Below are 16,942 nucleotides of genomic sequence, written 5' to 3' on the forward strand. Positions count from 1 at the left end.
TAACCCGACATTGAGCGTTGCGAGGAAGCCTCAGTGCTCGGTGCCGTTAAGCGCATGGAAGATGTGCTCCAGAGCCGGGCCGAAGCAGCCATCGGCACCGTAATGGCCATGACTTGCCGGCCACTGCGCCTGCGCCATAGACACGCCCAGCGGCGGCGCCACCTGCGCAGTGGCAGCATCATCCTCACTGCGCTGATAAATGGATTCCCCTTCCTTGATGGTTTCCAGCACGGTAAGTGAGTGCAGTGTTTGCGGCGCCACTTCCAGCGGGTTCTCCGACAACACCACAAAGTCCGCCAACTTGCCCACTTCGATGGAGCCCTTGCTGGCTTCTTCAAAGTGCTGATAGGCAGACCAGATTGTCATTGCCTTGAGCGCCGTCATCACGCTGACCTTCTGTGCTTCACCCAGCACCTTGCCGCTGCGAGTGGTGCGATTCACCGTGGCATCCAGCACGCGCATGGAATTAGGTAACGCTACCGGCGCATCGTGGTGGGTGGTGAACCGCATGCCCGCTTCCCGGACCCAGCCGGTGGGCGAAATGTTTTCCGCCCGCTCCGGGCCGAGCACGGAATCGCGGTGCCAGTCACCCCAGTAGAAGGTGTGCATGGGGAACAGGGACGGGAAGATGCCCAGGGTTTTCAGTTCGGCAACCTGATCCTTGCGCAGGGTCTGGCCGTGGATCAGCACCGGGCGCACATCCACACCGGGCACCGCTGCTTCCGCTTTTTCCCAGCCCATGATCATCTGGTCGATGGCCCGGTCGCCATTGGCATGGGTCAGCGTTTGCCAGCCGTTTTCCAGGGCCTTGGTGTACACCTCCACCACCTTGTCATCTTTCACCACGCCGTAGCCGGCATAGTCATCGCCCTTGCCGTGGGGCGGCTGGTAGTAGGGCTCGGTGAGCCAGGCGGTTTTGCCCTGGGGGGAACCGTCCAGGGTCAGCTTGATGCCGCCGATGCGAAAATGGTTATGGTACTGCGGTGTGCTGTCCACGCTGTGGTAGAACGGCGGCACCATCAGTTCGTCCACGCCCTCATTGAGAATATCCGGGTAGGACACGATATCCGCTTTCAGCACGCCGGCCTGGGCAGCGCCCATGGCCACCTTCACGTGCTGCGGCGAGCTGCGGCCATCCTGCAGGGTGGTGTAGCCGAAGCGGGTGTACAGCCGCTCGCCTTCCTTGAGCATGGCCACGGCTTGCTCGCCGTTCATTTTCGGGAACAACTTTCCCAGTGCCATAAAGAAGGCATTTTCTTCCAGCAGGCCCGTAGGCTCGCCGGTTTTCGGGTCTTTAACGATGACGCCGCCGGGCGGGTTGGGGCTGTCGGCGGTGATGCCGATTTTTTTCAGCGCGGCGCTGTTGAGCACACCAAAGTGGGCGCTCTGGTGCACGATCAATACCGGCGTATCGGCACTGACCTGATCCAGCTCTGCGCGGCTGGGGTGACGCTGCTCCGCCAGCTGGGAATCGTCGTAACCGAAACCATAAATGATGCCGAACTGCTTGTTCAGTTCCGAGGTTTTGGCGAAGGCCTGCAAGCTATCCACCAGCTCCGGCACACTGCTGATGCCACCATCCGGCGGCGGCAACAGGTTGGCGCTCATGGCCTGAAAACCGACAAAGGACACATGGCCATGGGCATCCACAAAACCGGGCAGCAGCGTCTTGCCCTGCAGATCGTGCATGGTGGTGCTGTCCCCCTGATAACGCAGCACCGCGTCTTTTTCACCCACCGCCACAATGCGCCCATCGCGCACCGCAACAGCCCGGGCCTCGGGGGCGTTATCGTCGACGGTTATCACCGGGCCATTGAACCAGATGGCTTCGACCGGAGGCGGCGGTGGCAGATCGGTCTGACACCCGAACAAGGCGGTTACTGCCAGAGTACCCGGCAGCCACTTGCTGATTGAATGTTTCATTACTCTCCCTTTTTTTCACTTCTTATAAGTTTTGCAAACGTTGTAGCGCCTTTTGACACTAGCAAGCCTGCGAGAGAAGCAATAAACGGAACCTTATAGAAATGTTTCAAAGCAGGAACGGCGTCGCGTTTACGGGCACCGTGAGGGCGTGTCGGATTACGCCTTTCAGGCTAATTCGACCTACCAAACACCCCCTTTTAGTAGGTCGTGTTAGGCGTAGCCGTAACCCGACATGGAGCCTATGCAGAAGGCGCATCTAACTCGATTTCGCTCTGCATGCCTTGCAGCTGGGCCAGCACCCGCTGACGCAGCCAGCTGTGCGCCGGGTCAGCACTCTGGTCACGGTGCCAGTAAAGGTGCATTTCCAGGCCGGGCAGTTCGCCGGGGAACGGTTTGAGCACCAGCCCCTGACGCCGCAACTGCCCGGCCAGGCTGGCGGGCATGGTGAGCAGCAAGTCAGTTTGCTGCACGGTGCTGAGCGCCGCCTGATAATGCTGACACCGCAAGCGGATATGACGCCGGTAGCCCTGCCGGGCCAAACCGAAATCTTCCAGCCCCGGTCCTTCGCGACGGGACGATACCAACACATGCTGGGCGGCCAGATAGTCAGGCAGATCCATGCCTTCGGCCAGTGGGTGGGAGTCACGCATCATCACCACCAGCGGGCCATGCAGCACCGCCTGATGCTCGATGGCTTCCGGCAGCGCCAACATCACATCGCAGGCCAGATCCAGCCGGCCGCTGGCCAGCTCGGTGGCCATTTGCCGGCGGCTCACGGTGAGCGACTGCAACTTCACCCCTGGTGCTTCATCCATAAACTGGCTCATCAGTGCCGGTAGCAAGCGCCCTTCCAGTCCGTCACGCAGGCCCAGCACAAAGGTGCGCTCCGCTTCGCTGGCATCGAAACCACCCTCTTCGCTCAGGCAGCGCTGGAACCCTCCCAGGGCGTGGCGCACCGGGCTGACCATGGCGCGCGCTCTGGCGGTGGGCACCATGCGGCTGCCCTGACGGACAAACAAGGGGTCACCCAGACGGTCGCGCAGCCGCCCCAGGGCGTGGCTGACCGCCGGCTGGGTGAGGTTGAGCACCTTGGCGGCGCGGGTCAGCGACCCCTCGGTGTAAATGGCATCGAAGACCACAAAGAGGTTCAGATCGAATCGCGAAACATGCATCAGATTTATCCAGAATTATTGCAATGATTCATTGGATTTATTGAAACGCGGTCTCTAGCATCGGTCAATGGGCATCTATCATTCATTTTTGTAATACAGACGAACTATGAGCACATCCGCAAACACGGCTACTTCTTCCCAAACGCAACGGGTACTGATTACCGGCGGCGCCTCCGGGCTGGGCCGCGCCATGGCCGAAGCCTGGCTTCGCGAGGGCGCCCGGGTGCTGATCGGCGACGTGAATCAGGAACGCGCAGCAGAAACCCTGGCCGCCCTGAAGGATCTGCCCGGGGAATTGCAGTACCAGTATCTGGATGTGCGCGACGCCGCCAGCTTCAACAATTCGCGGGAATGGCTGGAACAGAACTGGGGCGGGCTGGATGTGCTGGTCAACAACGCCGGGGTGGCCGGGGCTGCCCGCATCGACCGTGGCGACATGGCCGACTGGGACTGGATTTTCGATATCAATGTGAAAGGCGTGGTGCGCGGCTGCAAGGTGTTCGTGCCGATGATGAAACGTCAGGGCCATGGCCATATCGTCAATATCGCCTCCCTGGCCGGGCTGCTGCATGCGCCGGTGATGGGCAGCTATAACGTGACCAAGGCCGGCGTCATTTCCCTGTCGGAAACCCTGCGTTTCGAACTGGCGCCCTATGGCATTCATACCACCGTGGTGTGCCCCGGCTTTTTCCGCACCAACCTGCATGAGTCCATGCGCACCCCGGAACCGGGCATGATCGAAACCGTGGACAAGCTGCTTTCCAGCGACGAGCTCAACGCCAACCAGATTGCCGAGATGATCAAGCAGGCGGTGGCCAAACAACAGTTTTTCCTGCTGCCTCACAAAAGCGGCCGCCGCGCATACTGGATCAAACGCTTCCTGCCGTTTGTGTTCAACCGGATCATGCTGAAAGGCGCGGTGCGCCTGCAGCGCAAGCTGGAAAAAACCGAACAGAAAAAAGAGCACTGATTTATGCCGGTGATTTATCTTATTCGCCACGGACAGGCCAGTTTCGGCAAGGAAGATTACGACCAGCTTTCCGAGCCGGGCTGGGAGCAAAGCCGTATTCTTGGCCGCGCCCTGCAGAACCAGGCACTGGGCTTTCCCCGGGCTATCTGCGGCACCATGCGCCGTCACCGGGAAACGGCAGAGGCTACGCTGGGCGAACTGGGACTGCCAAAAGAGTGGCACACCGACACCGGTTTTAATGAGTACAACCACGAAGAGTTGCTCGCCGTTGACTGGCCCCTGGCCACCGACCGCCCCGCGCTCACCGCCTGGCTGGCGGAGCAGGAGCAACCTCGCAAGGTGTTCCAGGCCCGTTTTGAACAGGCCCTGCGCCGCTGGCAGCGTGGCGAAGGGGACTACAGCGAAACCTGGCCCGCGTTCCGTGAGCGGGTGCTGGCCAGCACCTATAGCCTGGGCAACAGCCTGAGCAGCGGCGACAGCGCCCTGGTGTTCACATCCGGCGGCGCCATCAGCGTGATCATCCAACAGTTGATGGCTCTGGATGCGGAAGCGCTGATCACCTATAACCGCAACCTGATCAACACCAGTGTGACCCGCGTGCTTGTGAACGCTGGCAAGTTGCGGCTAGTGTCAGTGAACGAACACCTGCACCTGCCCAGCGAACAGGTCACGTATCGATAACCCTTCCTGTAGGAGCGTCGCTGGCGGCGCGATTCCACGCGCACGGAAATCGCGCCGCCAGCGACGCTCCTACAACGAATCATTTAGAGCGGGGATAACAATGCCGACACGCAAGAATATTCTAATCACCGGTGCCAGCTCCGGTCTGGGCGAAGGCATGGCGCGCCTGTTTGCCGCCATGGGGCGCAACCTGGCGTTGTGTGCCCGGCGCATGGATCGGCTGGAGACATTGAAGGCCGAGCTGGAAGAAAAACACCCCGGCATCAAGGTGCTGATCAAGCCGCTGGATGTGAACGACTACGATCAGGTGTTTGCCGTGTTCGATGCTTTCCGCACGGAACTGGCTGGCATCGACCGCATTATCATCAACGCCGGCATGGGCAAGGGCCAGCCCTTGGGCACCGGCTATTTCTACGCCAACCGCCAAACCGCCGAAACCAACTTCGTGGCCGCACTGGCACAGACCGAAGCGGCCATGGAAATTTTCCGCGCCCAGAACAGCGGTCACCTGGTGATGATTTCTTCCATCAGCGCCATGCGCGGCATGAAGAAAAACCTGACCACCTACGCCGCCACCAAGGCCGGTGTGGCCATGCTGGCTGAAGGCCTGCAAGTGGAACTGCAGGATTCACCGATCAAGGTATCCACGATCTTCCCCGGTTTTATCCGTTCCGAGATCAACGAAAAAGTGAAAAACACCCCGTTCCTGGTGGACACCGAAACCGGCTGCAAGGCACTGGTGAAAGCCATCGAGAAAGAGAGCAAAAACGCCTCCGTTCCCGGCTGGCCCTGGGGCCCACTGGGCTTCGCCATGCGCAACCTGCCATTAAAAATGGTCGGGAAGATAATGTAAGGGAAAGCGTTCAAAGCTGTTTGGCTTTGGCTGAAAGGATGAGACGAGCGATGATTAAACCTTGGCCTATCTATTAGGTCCCCTCTCCCTTGAGGGGAGAGGGACAGGGAGAGGGTGGAGCTACAACGCACAGGAAGCACAAAAGGCAGAGTAATGGACTACCGCCACCGCTTCGCAAAGGATTTGCGAACCCACATGACAGACGCCGAACGTTTGCTATGGCAACACCTGCGAGCCCACCGACTAAATGGACAGAAATTCCGCCGCCAGCAACCGATAGGCCCTTACATTGTTGACTTCGTTCACCTGGGGGCGAGGCTAGTTATTGAAGCTGACGGAGGTCAGCACAATGGAGATGCGGCAGATCAGGAACGTGATGACTGGCTAAAAGCAGAAGGCTATCGCGTGATGCGATTCTGGAACAATGACATCCTGCAGAGCACTGATGCGGTTCTGGAAGAAATTTTCAAGGCCGTCTCACCCTCTCCCTGTCCCTCTCCCCTCAAGGGAGAGGGAACCCTCCAGAAAGACCCTGGGGAAAACGATTAACACTCCAGCTCCGCCCGCTCTCCCGGGAAAAACATTCTCTCTGCCTTGCTCATCTACCCACCTGTTGCGTGCTGCGGCTATTTCCACTTCATGATCGGCGCCCATTCGCGCCAGTCGTCTTCCGGTTGTTTGTACAGATCAAACCGCTCCCCCGCTTTCGCCAGCGGACCCGGCTCGGGAGGGGTGGCGAAGCTGATGCCGCCACGGAGTAAATTTTCCAGGGAGCTGGCCTGCACTTCTGCGCCTTTGAACAAGCCGATGTCCACGGTCAGTCCGGAGCTGTTCCAAAAGCGGGTATTGCTGCGTACCAGTCTCGCGTATTTCGGTTCGATGATGGCCTGAATTTCCACGAACCGGCCCCCTTCGCTCAGCTCGCTTTCACCGATGGTGCCCACCTGCAAATCACGATAATAAATCTTGCGACCTTTCTTCAGTGAGCCCAGATGATCGGCCACCAAGGTTATCTTCAGGCCTAGATTGGGTTGTTGTTCCGGCGGTGTTTCCAGCCCATCAAATTCTTTTTGCGATTCGCCCTCACCGGGTTCTACCGCAATGTATTTCCCTGACACCAGTGTATCCAGATTGCGCGCACCGGCGATGCCCAGTTCCGGTTCCACAATCCAGAAACGGCTTTTCTCCCGAGCCAGTTTTTCTGCATCCTGGTTCAGGCTGGCATGGACCGTCACGTGTTTCAGGTCATCGCTAAGGACGATTTCATCCACACTGCCCACGGGCACGCCCCGGTAACGCAGGTCTACCCCCGGCTTGATACCCGAGCCGTTTTCAAAGGTGATTTCAATCTGTACGTCTCGTTGTAACAGCTGGTCGTACAACAACCAGCCAGCCACCAACAGGCTGACCAGAGGCACCAGCCAGATAGGGGAAGGCCAACGGGAATGTTTCACTTCAGGGGTGTCCATGGTCCGCTCCGTCAGGGTCTTGAATCCATAATTGTTGGGGAGAAAAAGCGTGGGCAGACAACATGGTCAGCACCACGGCGAGAGCAAAGGCGATGATGCCCGGCCCCGGTTCCACCCGGGCCAGATTGCCGAATTCCACCACCGCTGCCAGCAGCGCCACCACGAAGACATCCAGCATGGACCAGCGGCCAATCCAGTACACCAGACGATAGGCCCGGGTACTGATGCGGGGATTATTTTCGTGGGGAACGCGCCAGTAGATCACCGCCAGCACCAACACCTTGAAGAACGGCACCAGCAGACTGGCGATAAAAACAATAATGGCAATGCCCGGCATGCCGGCCTCAAACAGTTGCCAGATACCATCGGCAATGGTGCTGGCCTTGCCACGGCCGGTTTCAGTGACCGACATGATCGGTAGCAGATTGGCCGGCACCAGCCAGACGACGGCGGCAATCAGCAATGACCAGGCCAGCGCTCGCTGCTGCCCCGGGGGTGCATTAGTCGCCATTGCGCGCCTCCAGCAACCGCTGTAGCTGATCCGGCTGCGCCAGAGTTTCCACGATCAGCCGCAACAACACCGCTACCACCAGACAAAACAGTCCCGGCCCCGGGGTGACCGTGGCCATGTCACCCAGCTTGGTCATGGCGATCAGAATGCCGAGCAGAAAGATATCGGTCATGGCCCATTCCCGACTGTGCCGGTATGCCTTCATCCAGAAAGGGTCGGGCTGCCCTGTCGACGGCGTATGATCACGGGCAGCCCACAACAGGCGCCCCGCTGACAGCAAATTCAGCAACGGCATGATGACCAGGGTAAACAGCAGCAAGACCCCGACAGGAAAATAGACGCCTTCCATCAATCGCAGTACACAATCCAGCAGGCTGGCCTCACGATCCAGGCCGAGGTTTTCCAGACGCATCAGCGGCAGGATCAGTGCCGGCAACCACAACACGGCGGTGGCCACGGTAAGTGCAAGCAGGGAGTCAGGACGCAACGCCCAGGCACCACTCAGCTGGGCATCACAACGGGGGCAGCGCCAGGCGCCACGAGCACGGCGGGAAGGCACAGCAAGCGAAGTGCCGCAATCCGGGCACTGCAGTGCGTCAGCAGACATGGACTTCCCTTCCCTGTGTTCCGGCACAGCCACCTCCTTGGAATAACCGTACCAGAATGACGACAAAAGCGCCGAAAGAACGTGAAGAAGGCGGGAATTTTACGGAGTTTTAAAGAGATGCATCATGCGACACGCTGCAGGCAACAACGCGATCAAGGCTTGCCGTTTTATAAACGTGAGAGGCCGCGCCCGGAATAAGGGCGCGGCCTCTCACCTATCGAAACCTGTACGGCTCCGCTTCGCGCTGTTGCGTGAAGCGTGGCGCGTGCAGCGTCTCTCAATCCAGTGGCCCGGGGGTCTTCTTGCGCTTCACTGTGGCGAAGCCGCCCTTGGTGTCCTGGGTGGGCGGTTTGGCATTGCGTTTGGGTTTAGCCGCTTTTTTCTTGGCACCGGATTTCTTGATGCCTTTCTTGGCATCTTCTTTTTTCTTCATTTTTTTCTTTTTATTGCCGGCGGCCTTGCCGTTGGACTTCAGGTTTTTCGGCCCCAGGAAGTTGCCACGCAGGGCTTCCACCAAACGGTATTCAAAATTCTGACGCAGGTAGCGTTGAATGCCGGCCATCAGATTCCATTCGTGGGCGGCGATCAGGGAAATTGCGGTGCCTTCACCGCCTACCCGGCCGGTGCGACCAATACGATGCACGTACTCGTCGCCGCTGCGGGGCATGTCGAAGTTAATCACCAGATCCAGGTTGTCCACGTGAATGCCACGGGCAGCCACGTCGGTGGCGACCAGCACTTTCACGGCACCGGCCTTGAGGCGATCCATGGCCAGCTTGCGGTCTTTCTGATCTTTCTCGCCGTGCAGCACAAACACTTTCAGATTGGAGGCCACCAGCACCCCGCCAAGGCGATCGGCCTGCTCGCGGGTGTTGGTGAACACCACGGCTTTTTCGTAGGTTTCGTTGGCCAGCAGCCATTGCACCAGGCGCTCTTTGTGCTTCACGTCATCGGCGGTGATGATCTGCTGGCTGACGGACTCGTTCAGGTCACGCACGGAATCGAGCACCAGCGATTTGGGATCACGAAGCACGCTGCTGATCATGTTCTCCATGGCGTTACCGCCAGTGGTGGCGGAGAACAGCAGGGTCTGCCGCTCGGCCCGGCATTCCGCGGCCAGGCGCAGCACGTCATCGTTGAAGCCCATATCGAGCATGCGATCGGACTCATCCAGCACCAGCATTTCCAGGTCCTGCAGAAGCAGGTTGCCTGCGTCCAGATGTTCGATCAGGCGACCCGGGGTGCCAATCAGGATTTCCGGGTTCTTGCGCATTTTGGCGGCCTGCACTTTGAAGTCTTCACCGCCGGTCAACAGCTCTGCCTTGATAAAGGTGTAACGGCCCAGTGCCTCTACCTGCTTGAGGGTCTGCTGAGCCAGCTCGCGGGTGGGCAGCAGAATCAGGGCACGGGTATCGGTGCGCGGACGGGAATACTGGAGCAGCTGGTGCAGCATGGGCAGCAGGAAAGCCGCCGTTTTGCCGCTGCCGGTGCGAGCCACCACGCGTAAATCACGGCCTTCAAGCGCCGCCGGAATCGCTGCCGTCTGAACAGGGGTCGGGGTGGTGATTTCCAGCTCGCCAAGGGCCTTGATCAGGCGCTCGTGCAGGTTCAGGTCGGCAAACGAAGACATAACGGGCTAACTCCATAAATAAGGCCGCCATTGTAGCATCCGAGGGGGTTTAAAGTGGAAAGTTAAAAGTTGAAACGCGGTGATCCGCACCTCTCCGCCGGAGGAGTTATTGCTTCGCGCTGGCAACAGAGCTTGAACCTGGCCTCCGCCATCCAGCCTACCAAGTGCCCAGCTCGCGCCTTTCAACTTTTAACTTTCAACTCAGTCCCCCACCCGGGCGAAGCGGGGTTGCACCTTGCCGTCGCGGTCCACGGTTTCGGTGAACATGGCCAGGGGCCGCACCCACAGGGCCTGATCACCGTAGAGCGGGTGGTAGACCACCACGGTTTCACCGCTTTCGGAATGGGTCGCCAAGCCGATCACCTGGTACTCATTGCCTTTGAAGTGCCGGTAGCGGCCGGGTTTCAGGTCACTCATGGCAATTCTCCGGGTAACGGGGTGCGGGGCAGCCGCTCGGCGATGGCCGCCAGCACCAGGGGATTCCAGGGTAGCCCTACATGGGTCCCCTGCACTTCCACGTTTTCTGTCATGGGGCCCTCCTCTTCCTGGCTGCACTGCCAGGCCACGATGCCGTCTTCACGGGTAAAGATGGCCGTGCACGGCACCGGCGGCGCCGCTATGCGTTGATTGAACGCATCCCGGTCCGCCGGCGGACGGTTCGGGTTAAACAGGTTGAAGAGCGTGGAGACGTTGTTGGCCTCCGGGTCGCCATTGATGGGGCTGCCCAGGGTAAACACCTGGCTCACCTGATCGGGAAAGGCCCGCGCCAGCTCCCGGGCAAACACACCGCCCAGGCTCCAACCCACCAGCGCCACAGGTTGCCCGTGACGGGTATTGATCGCCTGCAACTGGGTAACTAACAGGTTTTTACGTTTGCTGTTCATGCCCAGGTTGGTGCCCTGGGCCCAGCCGTAAACGTTATAGCCCAGCTTGCTCAACGCCCTGCGCAGTGGCCGCGTACTGGCATCGCTGGCGCCAAAACCGGGCACAACAAGCACTGGCTGGCCTTTGCCCAGCGGCAGCTGCCGATGGCCGAGCCCACGCAGCAGATAGCGTCCATAGGCCCACGCGGCGCGGCTTTCACCCAGCAGCAGCTTGATGGATGGTGGTGCAATCGTTGTTGTCATCACTGGCCCTCCGGCCCTTTTTCCGGCGCCTGCAGCAGGCCGGTTATTAACCTGCCGGCAACGGCGCATTTGCAACAATGGTAACCTGTCAGGAGGGGTCGGGGATGGCTGACTGGCGACAGCCTGCAGCCAGAGAGTCAATGATTTGCCGGGGAACGGTCTGCGGCGAACACAGTCATACCCTGCCAACAGGATGCCGAATGGTATCCCCGTTTTACGCACAAGGCTTTCACGACCAAGGAGCGCCCATGAAAAAAGGACTCATCGCTTTTATTACCGCCTCACTGCTGAGCAGCACCGGTATGGCCATGGCCAAGTCACCGGAAAGCCCCAAAGTGTTTGGCTGGGTGGAAAAATCCACCCTGGTGCCCTGGGGTGTGGAATTGAAGACCAAGCTGGACAGCGGCGCGCTTACCTCTTCCCTGCATGCCACCGATGTGGAGGTGTACGAAAAGGATGATGAGGACTGGGTCCGCTTTACCGTGGATGTGGTAGATGAAGCCACCGGTAAAAAAGTGGAAAAAACCTTCGAGAAGCCGCGTTACCGCAAGGTGCTGATTCGCGGTGCCGGCGGCACGGAACGTCGCCCGGTAGTGCTGATGAAGGTGTGCATGGGCAACACCGTATATGAAGAGCAGTTCACCCTGAACGACCGCTCGGACATGATCTATCCGATTCTGCTGGGTCGCCGCACCATTTCCCACCTGGGCTATCTGGACGTGACCCAGACCTTCCAGCATTCACCGCAGTGCGATAAAAACTCACCGGTGAAGATGGACAAGGACCAGCAGGACGATGAGGACATTAATGATTAGCGCAGCATGCCTCACGCTGCACGCAACAACGCGGTTCAACTCTCGCAGATGTTGAAAGACTGTGCCCGCGCTGACACCTTCAGCGCGGGCACGGCGTTACTGAACAAGATCACACCCTTCGCGTTGTTGCATGATGCATGCCGCGTGAAGCGTCTCTTTCAAACTTCAAAATAGCCGTACAGGCTGTCCAGCGCTTCGCGCAGCACCTTGCCCTGCAAACTGATCCGCGCCTGCAGCTCTGCTACCGCATCGTCCGCATCCAGCGCATCGATATTTTCCTGCAATAGATCCAGCGGCTTGATGCGCTTGATCTCCAGCTTTTCGTTGATATCCAGTTCCAGCGAATCCTGCCACGCCAGATTGATGCGGGTAGCAACCATGCCGGTTTCCAGGTGTGCGAGGATTTCTTCCTGCCCCAGATCCACGGCGGTGAACTTCACCGCCGCGCCTTCGTCCTTGACGCCTTTCAGCTCGCAACGGTCACCCAGTGTGAACCCTTCCGGCAACAGCTTGGTATCACGCAGCCAGTTACTGAAGCTGGTGTAGGGGGCGGAATTCGGCGCCGGGTACGCCACGGGCAGGGAGCCGATGGCTTTACGCATGCAGGCGATCACTTCTTCGCCGCGACTGGCGGAGGAAGAATCTACCATCACCCGCTTGCGCTCGGTATCGATCAGCAGCGAGGTGCGGCGTGAGCGGGTAAACGCCCGCGGCATCAACTCAAAGGTAATCTGCTCTTTCAGATCCGCCTTTTCCTTGCGCCCCACCTTGCGGCCTTCTTCCTGCTGGATGTGCTCCACTTTTTCATCCAGCAGCTCCTTGATCACCGGCCCGGGCAACAGACGAGCGGTTTCCTGGTAGGTGCAGAAAATGAACCCGTCCACCGCGTAGGCCATGGGGTCCTGCCCCTTGAGCGGCGGTACAAAGCCTTCGGTGCGTTCGGTTTGCGAACCGCAGGGCTGGCAGCGGTTCTGGTCCAGAATTTCATCCAGTTCGGCCACGGAACAGGGGAAGGCTTCTTCGCCCACAAAGACAGTCAGGTTCTTGATCCACATAGAGTTTTCCAAAAGCAGGGGCAGTGAGAAAAGGCACTGCCGATAATGAGGGCGGCCAACGCCGGTCGGCCACAGTAGCGAAATGCCGGGGGCGGCTCAAGCAGGGAAACCGCTGGAGCCAATAATCCGGATAAGGGAGCGCCGTGGAGAATCGAGCAAGGATTCAGCGGGAACCCAACAGGGGGGTGCAAAGTCCCTGTAGTAGGGTTGCAGATTGTTTCCCGTCCCGGCGGCCACAAACCAGCCGGGAGTCGTACGCTTTACAGGAGCAGACCATGAAAACGCTGACCTTCGATAATGGCGACACCCTGCCCATGCTCGGCCTGGGTACCTGGAAATCCGAACCCGGCGAAGTGTACAAGGCGGTGAAGAGCGCCATTGAAACGGGCTTTCGCCACATCGACTGCGCCCATATTTACGGCAACGAAGAGGAAATCGGCCAGGCTCTCAGTGACGTGTTTGCCGCCGGGACGGTAACGCGCGAAGAGCTGTGGATCACCTCGAAGCTGTGGAACAGTGACCATGCGCCGGACGACGTACAGCCCGCCCTGGAAACCACCCTGCGTAACTTGCAGCTGGATTATCTGGACCTTTACCTGATGCACTGGCCGGTAGCGCTGAAGCCTGGCGTGCCGTTCCCGAAATCCGCGGACGACATGGTGCCTCTCAAGGAACTGCCGGTGGAAACCACCTGGGCCGCCATGGAAGCACTGGTGGACAATAACCAGACGCGGCAGATCGGCGTGTCGAATTTCAGCGTGAAAAAGCTGCAGGATTTGCTTGGCAAGGCACGCTACAAGCCCGCCATGAACCAGATTGAACTACATCCCTATCTGCAACAGAACGACATGCTGGCCTTCTGCAAGGAACAGGGCATTGCGCTCACCGGCTATTCTCCACTGGGGTCATTTGATCGCCCTGCGGGCATGAAAGCCGATGACGAGCCGGTGCTGCTCGAAGACCCGGTGATCCTGGAAATCGCCGACCGTCATGGCGTCTCCCCGGCACAAGTGCTGATCAGCTGGGCACTGCACCGTGACACCGTGGTGATCCCCAAATCCGTGAACCCGGAGCGCCTGAAGCAGAATCTGGCCGCCGCCGAGCTGTCACTCAGTGACGCGGACATGGATGCCATCCGCACCCTGGACAAGCACCGCCGCTACGTGGACGGTGGCTTCTGGGCCCAACCGGGCAGCGATTACACCCTGGCCAATCTCTGGGATGAGTAAGGCCATACCCCAGGGCCTGTTCACACAAAACAAAACGCAGACTGTCCTGTAACGACATGGCCGATCCGGGCATCTACTGGTATTCCTTACTCACACTTCGCTATCAGTACAGACAAGGATCGGCCATGGATTACCTGCGCACCCCGGATTCCCGCTTCGAGCGGCTGCTGGACTACCCTTTCGAACCGAACTACGTGGATGTGGGCGGATTACGCATGCACTACGTGGATGAGGGGCCGGCCGACGGCAAACCGGTGCTGATGCTGCACGGGGAGCCGTCCTGGTCTTACCTGTACCGGCACATGATTCCCATCTGCGCCGCCGCCGGCCATCGCGTGATCGCCCCGGATCTGATCGGCTTCGGCAAATCCGACAAGCCCACCGACATCAATGCCTACAGTTACCAGAGTCACATGGATTGGGTGAAATCGCTGCTCGATCAGCTGGATCTCACCGACATCACGCTGGTATGCCAGGATTGGGGATCATTGATTGGCCTGCGCCTGGCCGCAGAAAACGAATCCCGCTTTCGCGCCATCGTAGTAGGCAACGGCATGCTGCCTACCGGTGATCAGCAGGCACCAAAAGCCTTTCACCTGTGGAAGAACTTTGCGATCTATAGCCCTGTTCTGCCCATTTCCCGCATTCTGAATAGCGCCACCTTCCGCAAACTGGGTCCGGACGAAATCCGCGCCTATGACGCGCCGTTCCCCAACAGAAAATACAAGGCCGGGGCGCGGGCCTTTCCCAAGCTGGTACCGGTGACACCGAACGATCCGGCCAGCGACGCCAACCGGGCGGCCTGGAAAATTCTGGAGCAATGGCAAAAGCCATTCCTGACCACCTTCAGCAACGGCGACCCGATTACCCGTGGCGGGGACAAATACATGCAGGAACGGGTCCCCGGCGCGCAGGGGCAACCGCATCAAACATTGGTGGGCGGGCATTTCCTGCAGGAGGATTCCCCGGTGCAGTTTGCCCAGGCCGTGAATGGCTTACTTGAAAAAATGGGCTAACCCGGAAACGCAAACCTGATTCGTGGGAGTCCGCAGGCGCGGCTCCCACACCTGACAACGGTCAGGCAGTTTGCAAGCCAGACTCGGTGCTGCGCACCCGGGTCTTCACGTCCATGCTCGATAAAAATTGCCCGAAATTCCGCTCACGACCCAGCTCATCATCAAAGCCCTGAACGCGGTCATAGGCCACCCGGCCGTTAATGATCGTGGCCGTCACGGCGTCATCGTTGCGCTTCACCAGACGGTTCAGCGAAGTGCCTTCCAGCGGCGCCCAGGCCACGTCATCCAGCTCGTCGGTGAGCCCTTCCGGATTCACGATGACCACATCCGCCCGGCAGCCCTGGCGCAAGCTGCCGGCCTGCAAACCAAACCAGTCCGCCAGGTCGGCGGTTACCGCATTTACCCCTTCTGCCACACTCATAAAGGGCAACCCGGCTTCGTCCGCATCACGAACATATTTCAGTAACCGTAGCGGGAAGTTGTACTGGGCAATGGATTCCAGATGTGCGCCGGAATCGGCAAAACCCACATGGGTATACGGGCTCGCCAGCAGCTTGTGCATGATCTCCGGCCGGTGATTACCGTAATTGGTTTTCCAGCGCAGATCATTGCGGTACTGCACCGCCAGATCGAAATAGGCATCCACCGCATCCTTGCCTTCAACCACTCCGATTTCTTCAAAGTTTTTGCCAATTAACGACGTGTCCGGGCAATCCACCACCCAGCAATCACTGAAGTCCCGGTGCCAGAGTCCCTTGGTGAACAAGGCGTTGACGTGCTTCTTGAACAGCTTGCGGAAGGCGGGATCATCCACCTTCGCGTACATGGCATCTTCATCCTTGTAGTCACGCAGCAACTCACCGGAGGAAAATTCTTCAAAGGCGTTCACATTCAAACCACTGAGATACAACGTGAACGGTGCGGGCAATGTCTGCCAACGGAAGTTGCCCCGCAAAAAGCGGTTAGCCACGAAACCACTCAGCCGTGTCACCACGTTAAGCCAGGGGTTGGATTTGAGGTCCAGGGCCGTAAGCATGGAGCACTTCATGGGGCGACGGAACAGGCCGTGAGCCTGCCACAGGAAGCGCACTACGTTGACCTTCTTTACCGCGTCCGGGGCGCCCTGCATTACCGCATTTCGGCGACGCAGAATCCGGAACAACCGTTTGAATTCGTTCCAGCGTGCGTAGGTGGACGGCAAGGGCCGTGACCAGGCTCGATCTCCGTCTACCTTGTCCAGCCGGGTCGTCATCAGCGACATGCCGACACAGCCGGCATCCAGCGCCTCTTCCAAGAGGGATTCCATTTTCTGCAATTCCTGTTCGCTGGGTTTTGCCGGGGACGTGGCCCGCTCCAGCCCCATTACCGCCACACGAATATCGGAATGCCCCACAAAAGAACCCACATTGGGCCCCAGCGGCTGCCGGTCATAAAACCCCCGGTAGCCGGCAGCGTCACGCCACGTTTTTTTCTCTTTCAGAATCGGCAGCACCGCTTCACGGGGCACCGCTTCCACCCGGGTAAACAGATCCGAACAATCTTCCGGCTGGGCATTGATCATACTGATCGAGCAAGAACCGATCAGCACCGAGGTTACCCCGTGACGCACCGACTCTTTCAGTGACGGCGTGGCAATGACTTCCGCATCGTAATGGCTATGGGTTTCGATAAAGCCCGGCGTGACCCATTGCCCGGTGGCGTCATACACTTTGGGCGCCGCATGGTCAGGCAACGGAACATCACTGATGGTGACAACGCGCCCATCACGAATCCCCAGATGCCGGATACTGCCGTCCCGGCAACTGCCATCAAAGAACTGCCCATGATTGATCACAATGTCGTAAACGTATTGCTGCATGATGCCCCGCCGCGATGTTGTTGTTG

General features: G+C 59.1%; 17 protein-coding genes. 7 read left to right on the forward strand and 10 right to left on the reverse strand.

Going from position 1 to position 16,942, the window contains the following annotated elements; translation table 11 throughout:
• Positions 1 to 30: 30 nt before the first annotated feature.
• Positions 31 to 1,923, reverse strand: coding sequence for an amidohydrolase (locus F1529_RS16000; RefSeq protein WP_155136317.1), 1,893 nt, complete (start codon positions 1,921 to 1,923; stop codon positions 31 to 33).
• A 239-nt stretch (positions 1,924 to 2,162) separates the two neighbouring features.
• Positions 2,163 to 3,095 carry a LysR family transcriptional regulator gene (locus tag F1529_RS16005; protein WP_155136320.1) on the reverse strand — a complete coding sequence of 311 codons (933 nt, stop codon included), beginning with the start codon at positions 3,093 to 3,095 and terminating at the stop codon, positions 2,163 to 2,165.
• Positions 3,096 to 3,201: 106 nt separating this feature from the next.
• Here F1529_RS16005 and F1529_RS16010 point away from each other — a divergent pair, with 106 nt between their 5' ends.
• The 4 genes from F1529_RS16010 to F1529_RS16025 all read left to right on the forward strand — a co-directional run bounded on the left by F1529_RS16010 (position 3,202) and on the right by F1529_RS16025 (position 6,148).
• Entirely contained in the window at positions 3,202 to 4,065 is an 864-nt protein-coding gene (locus tag F1529_RS16010) for an SDR family oxidoreductase (protein ID WP_155136323.1), read from the forward strand.
• A 3-nt stretch (positions 4,066 to 4,068) separates the two neighbouring features.
• Entirely contained in the window at positions 4,069 to 4,746 is a 678-nt protein-coding gene (locus F1529_RS16015) for a histidine phosphatase family protein (RefSeq protein WP_007150275.1), read from the forward strand.
• Between the two features lie 100 nt (positions 4,747 to 4,846).
• On the forward strand, positions 4,847 to 5,599 hold the full coding sequence (locus F1529_RS16020) for an SDR family oxidoreductase (RefSeq protein WP_155136326.1): 753 nt from the start codon (positions 4,847 to 4,849) through the stop codon (positions 5,597 to 5,599).
• 153 nt (positions 5,600 to 5,752) lie between these two features.
• A complete protein-coding gene (locus F1529_RS16025) occupies positions 5,753 to 6,148 on the forward strand; it encodes an endonuclease domain-containing protein (RefSeq protein WP_007150906.1) in 396 nt (131 codons plus the stop codon).
• A 77-nt stretch (positions 6,149 to 6,225) separates the two neighbouring features.
• Here the strand turns inward: F1529_RS16025 and F1529_RS16030 are convergent, their stop codons facing one another.
• From F1529_RS16030 to F1529_RS16055, 6 genes are all read right to left on the reverse strand, one after another.
• Entirely contained in the window at positions 6,226 to 7,068 is an 843-nt protein-coding gene (locus tag F1529_RS16030) for an intermembrane transport protein PqiB (RefSeq protein ID WP_155136329.1), read from the reverse strand.
• Positions 7,055 to 7,579: a paraquat-inducible protein A gene (locus F1529_RS16035; RefSeq protein WP_155136332.1), complete on the reverse strand. Its 525-nt coding sequence runs from the start codon at positions 7,577 to 7,579 to the stop codon at positions 7,055 to 7,057. The genes F1529_RS16030 and F1529_RS16035 overlap by 14 nt, the downstream gene beginning before the upstream one ends.
• Positions 7,569 to 8,186, reverse strand: a complete 618-nt coding sequence (locus F1529_RS16040; RefSeq protein WP_155136335.1) for a paraquat-inducible protein A — start codon at positions 8,184 to 8,186, stop codon at positions 7,569 to 7,571. Before F1529_RS16040 ends, F1529_RS16035 begins: the two co-directional genes overlap by 11 nt.
• A gap of 277 nt (positions 8,187 to 8,463) precedes the next feature.
• On the reverse strand, positions 8,464 to 9,816 hold the full coding sequence (locus F1529_RS16045) for a DEAD/DEAH box helicase (protein WP_155136338.1): 1,353 nt from the start codon (positions 9,814 to 9,816) through the stop codon (positions 8,464 to 8,466).
• 201 nt (positions 9,817 to 10,017) lie between these two features.
• Positions 10,018 to 10,233, reverse strand: a complete 216-nt coding sequence (locus F1529_RS16050) for a DUF1653 domain-containing protein (protein ID WP_155136341.1) — start codon at positions 10,231 to 10,233, stop codon at positions 10,018 to 10,020.
• Positions 10,230 to 10,943, reverse strand: coding sequence for an alpha/beta fold hydrolase (locus F1529_RS16055; RefSeq protein WP_007149884.1), 714 nt, complete (start codon positions 10,941 to 10,943; stop codon positions 10,230 to 10,232). The genes F1529_RS16050 and F1529_RS16055 overlap by 4 nt, the downstream gene beginning before the upstream one ends.
• Before the next feature lie 248 nt (positions 10,944 to 11,191).
• On the opposite strand from F1529_RS16055, the gene F1529_RS16060 reads away from it, so the two are divergent.
• Positions 11,192 to 11,758 (forward strand): ATP-dependent zinc protease, encoded by a 567-nt coding sequence (locus tag F1529_RS16060; protein WP_155136344.1) that lies wholly within the window; start codon positions 11,192 to 11,194, stop codon positions 11,756 to 11,758.
• Between the two features lie 158 nt (positions 11,759 to 11,916).
• Here F1529_RS16060 and F1529_RS16065 read toward each other — a convergent pair whose 3' ends face one another.
• Positions 11,917 to 12,813: a recombination-associated protein RdgC gene (locus F1529_RS16065; protein ID WP_155136347.1), complete on the reverse strand. Its 897-nt coding sequence runs from the start codon at positions 12,811 to 12,813 to the stop codon at positions 11,917 to 11,919.
• Between the two features lie 275 nt (positions 12,814 to 13,088).
• Here F1529_RS16065 and F1529_RS16070 point away from each other — a divergent pair, with 275 nt between their 5' ends.
• Together F1529_RS16070 and F1529_RS16075 are read left to right on the forward strand one after the other, a co-directional pair.
• Entirely contained in the window at positions 13,089 to 14,042 is a 954-nt protein-coding gene (locus F1529_RS16070) for an aldo/keto reductase (RefSeq protein WP_155136350.1), read from the forward strand.
• A 125-nt stretch (positions 14,043 to 14,167) separates the two neighbouring features.
• Complete coding sequence (locus F1529_RS16075) at positions 14,168 to 15,058, forward strand: haloalkane dehalogenase (RefSeq protein WP_155136353.1); 891 nt, start codon at positions 14,168 to 14,170, stop codon at positions 15,056 to 15,058.
• Between the two features lie 61 nt (positions 15,059 to 15,119).
• Here the strand turns inward: F1529_RS16075 and F1529_RS16080 are convergent, their stop codons facing one another.
• Positions 15,120 to 16,916 carry an amidohydrolase family protein gene (locus F1529_RS16080; RefSeq protein WP_155136356.1) on the reverse strand — a complete coding sequence of 599 codons (1,797 nt, stop codon included), beginning with the start codon at positions 16,914 to 16,916 and terminating at the stop codon, positions 15,120 to 15,122.
• Positions 16,917 to 16,942: the final 26 nt, after the last annotated feature.

It is taken from the genome of Alcanivorax sp. VBW004 (genome assembly GCF_009718865.1).
Lineage (GTDB): Bacteria > Pseudomonadota > Gammaproteobacteria > Pseudomonadales > Alcanivoracaceae > Alcanivorax.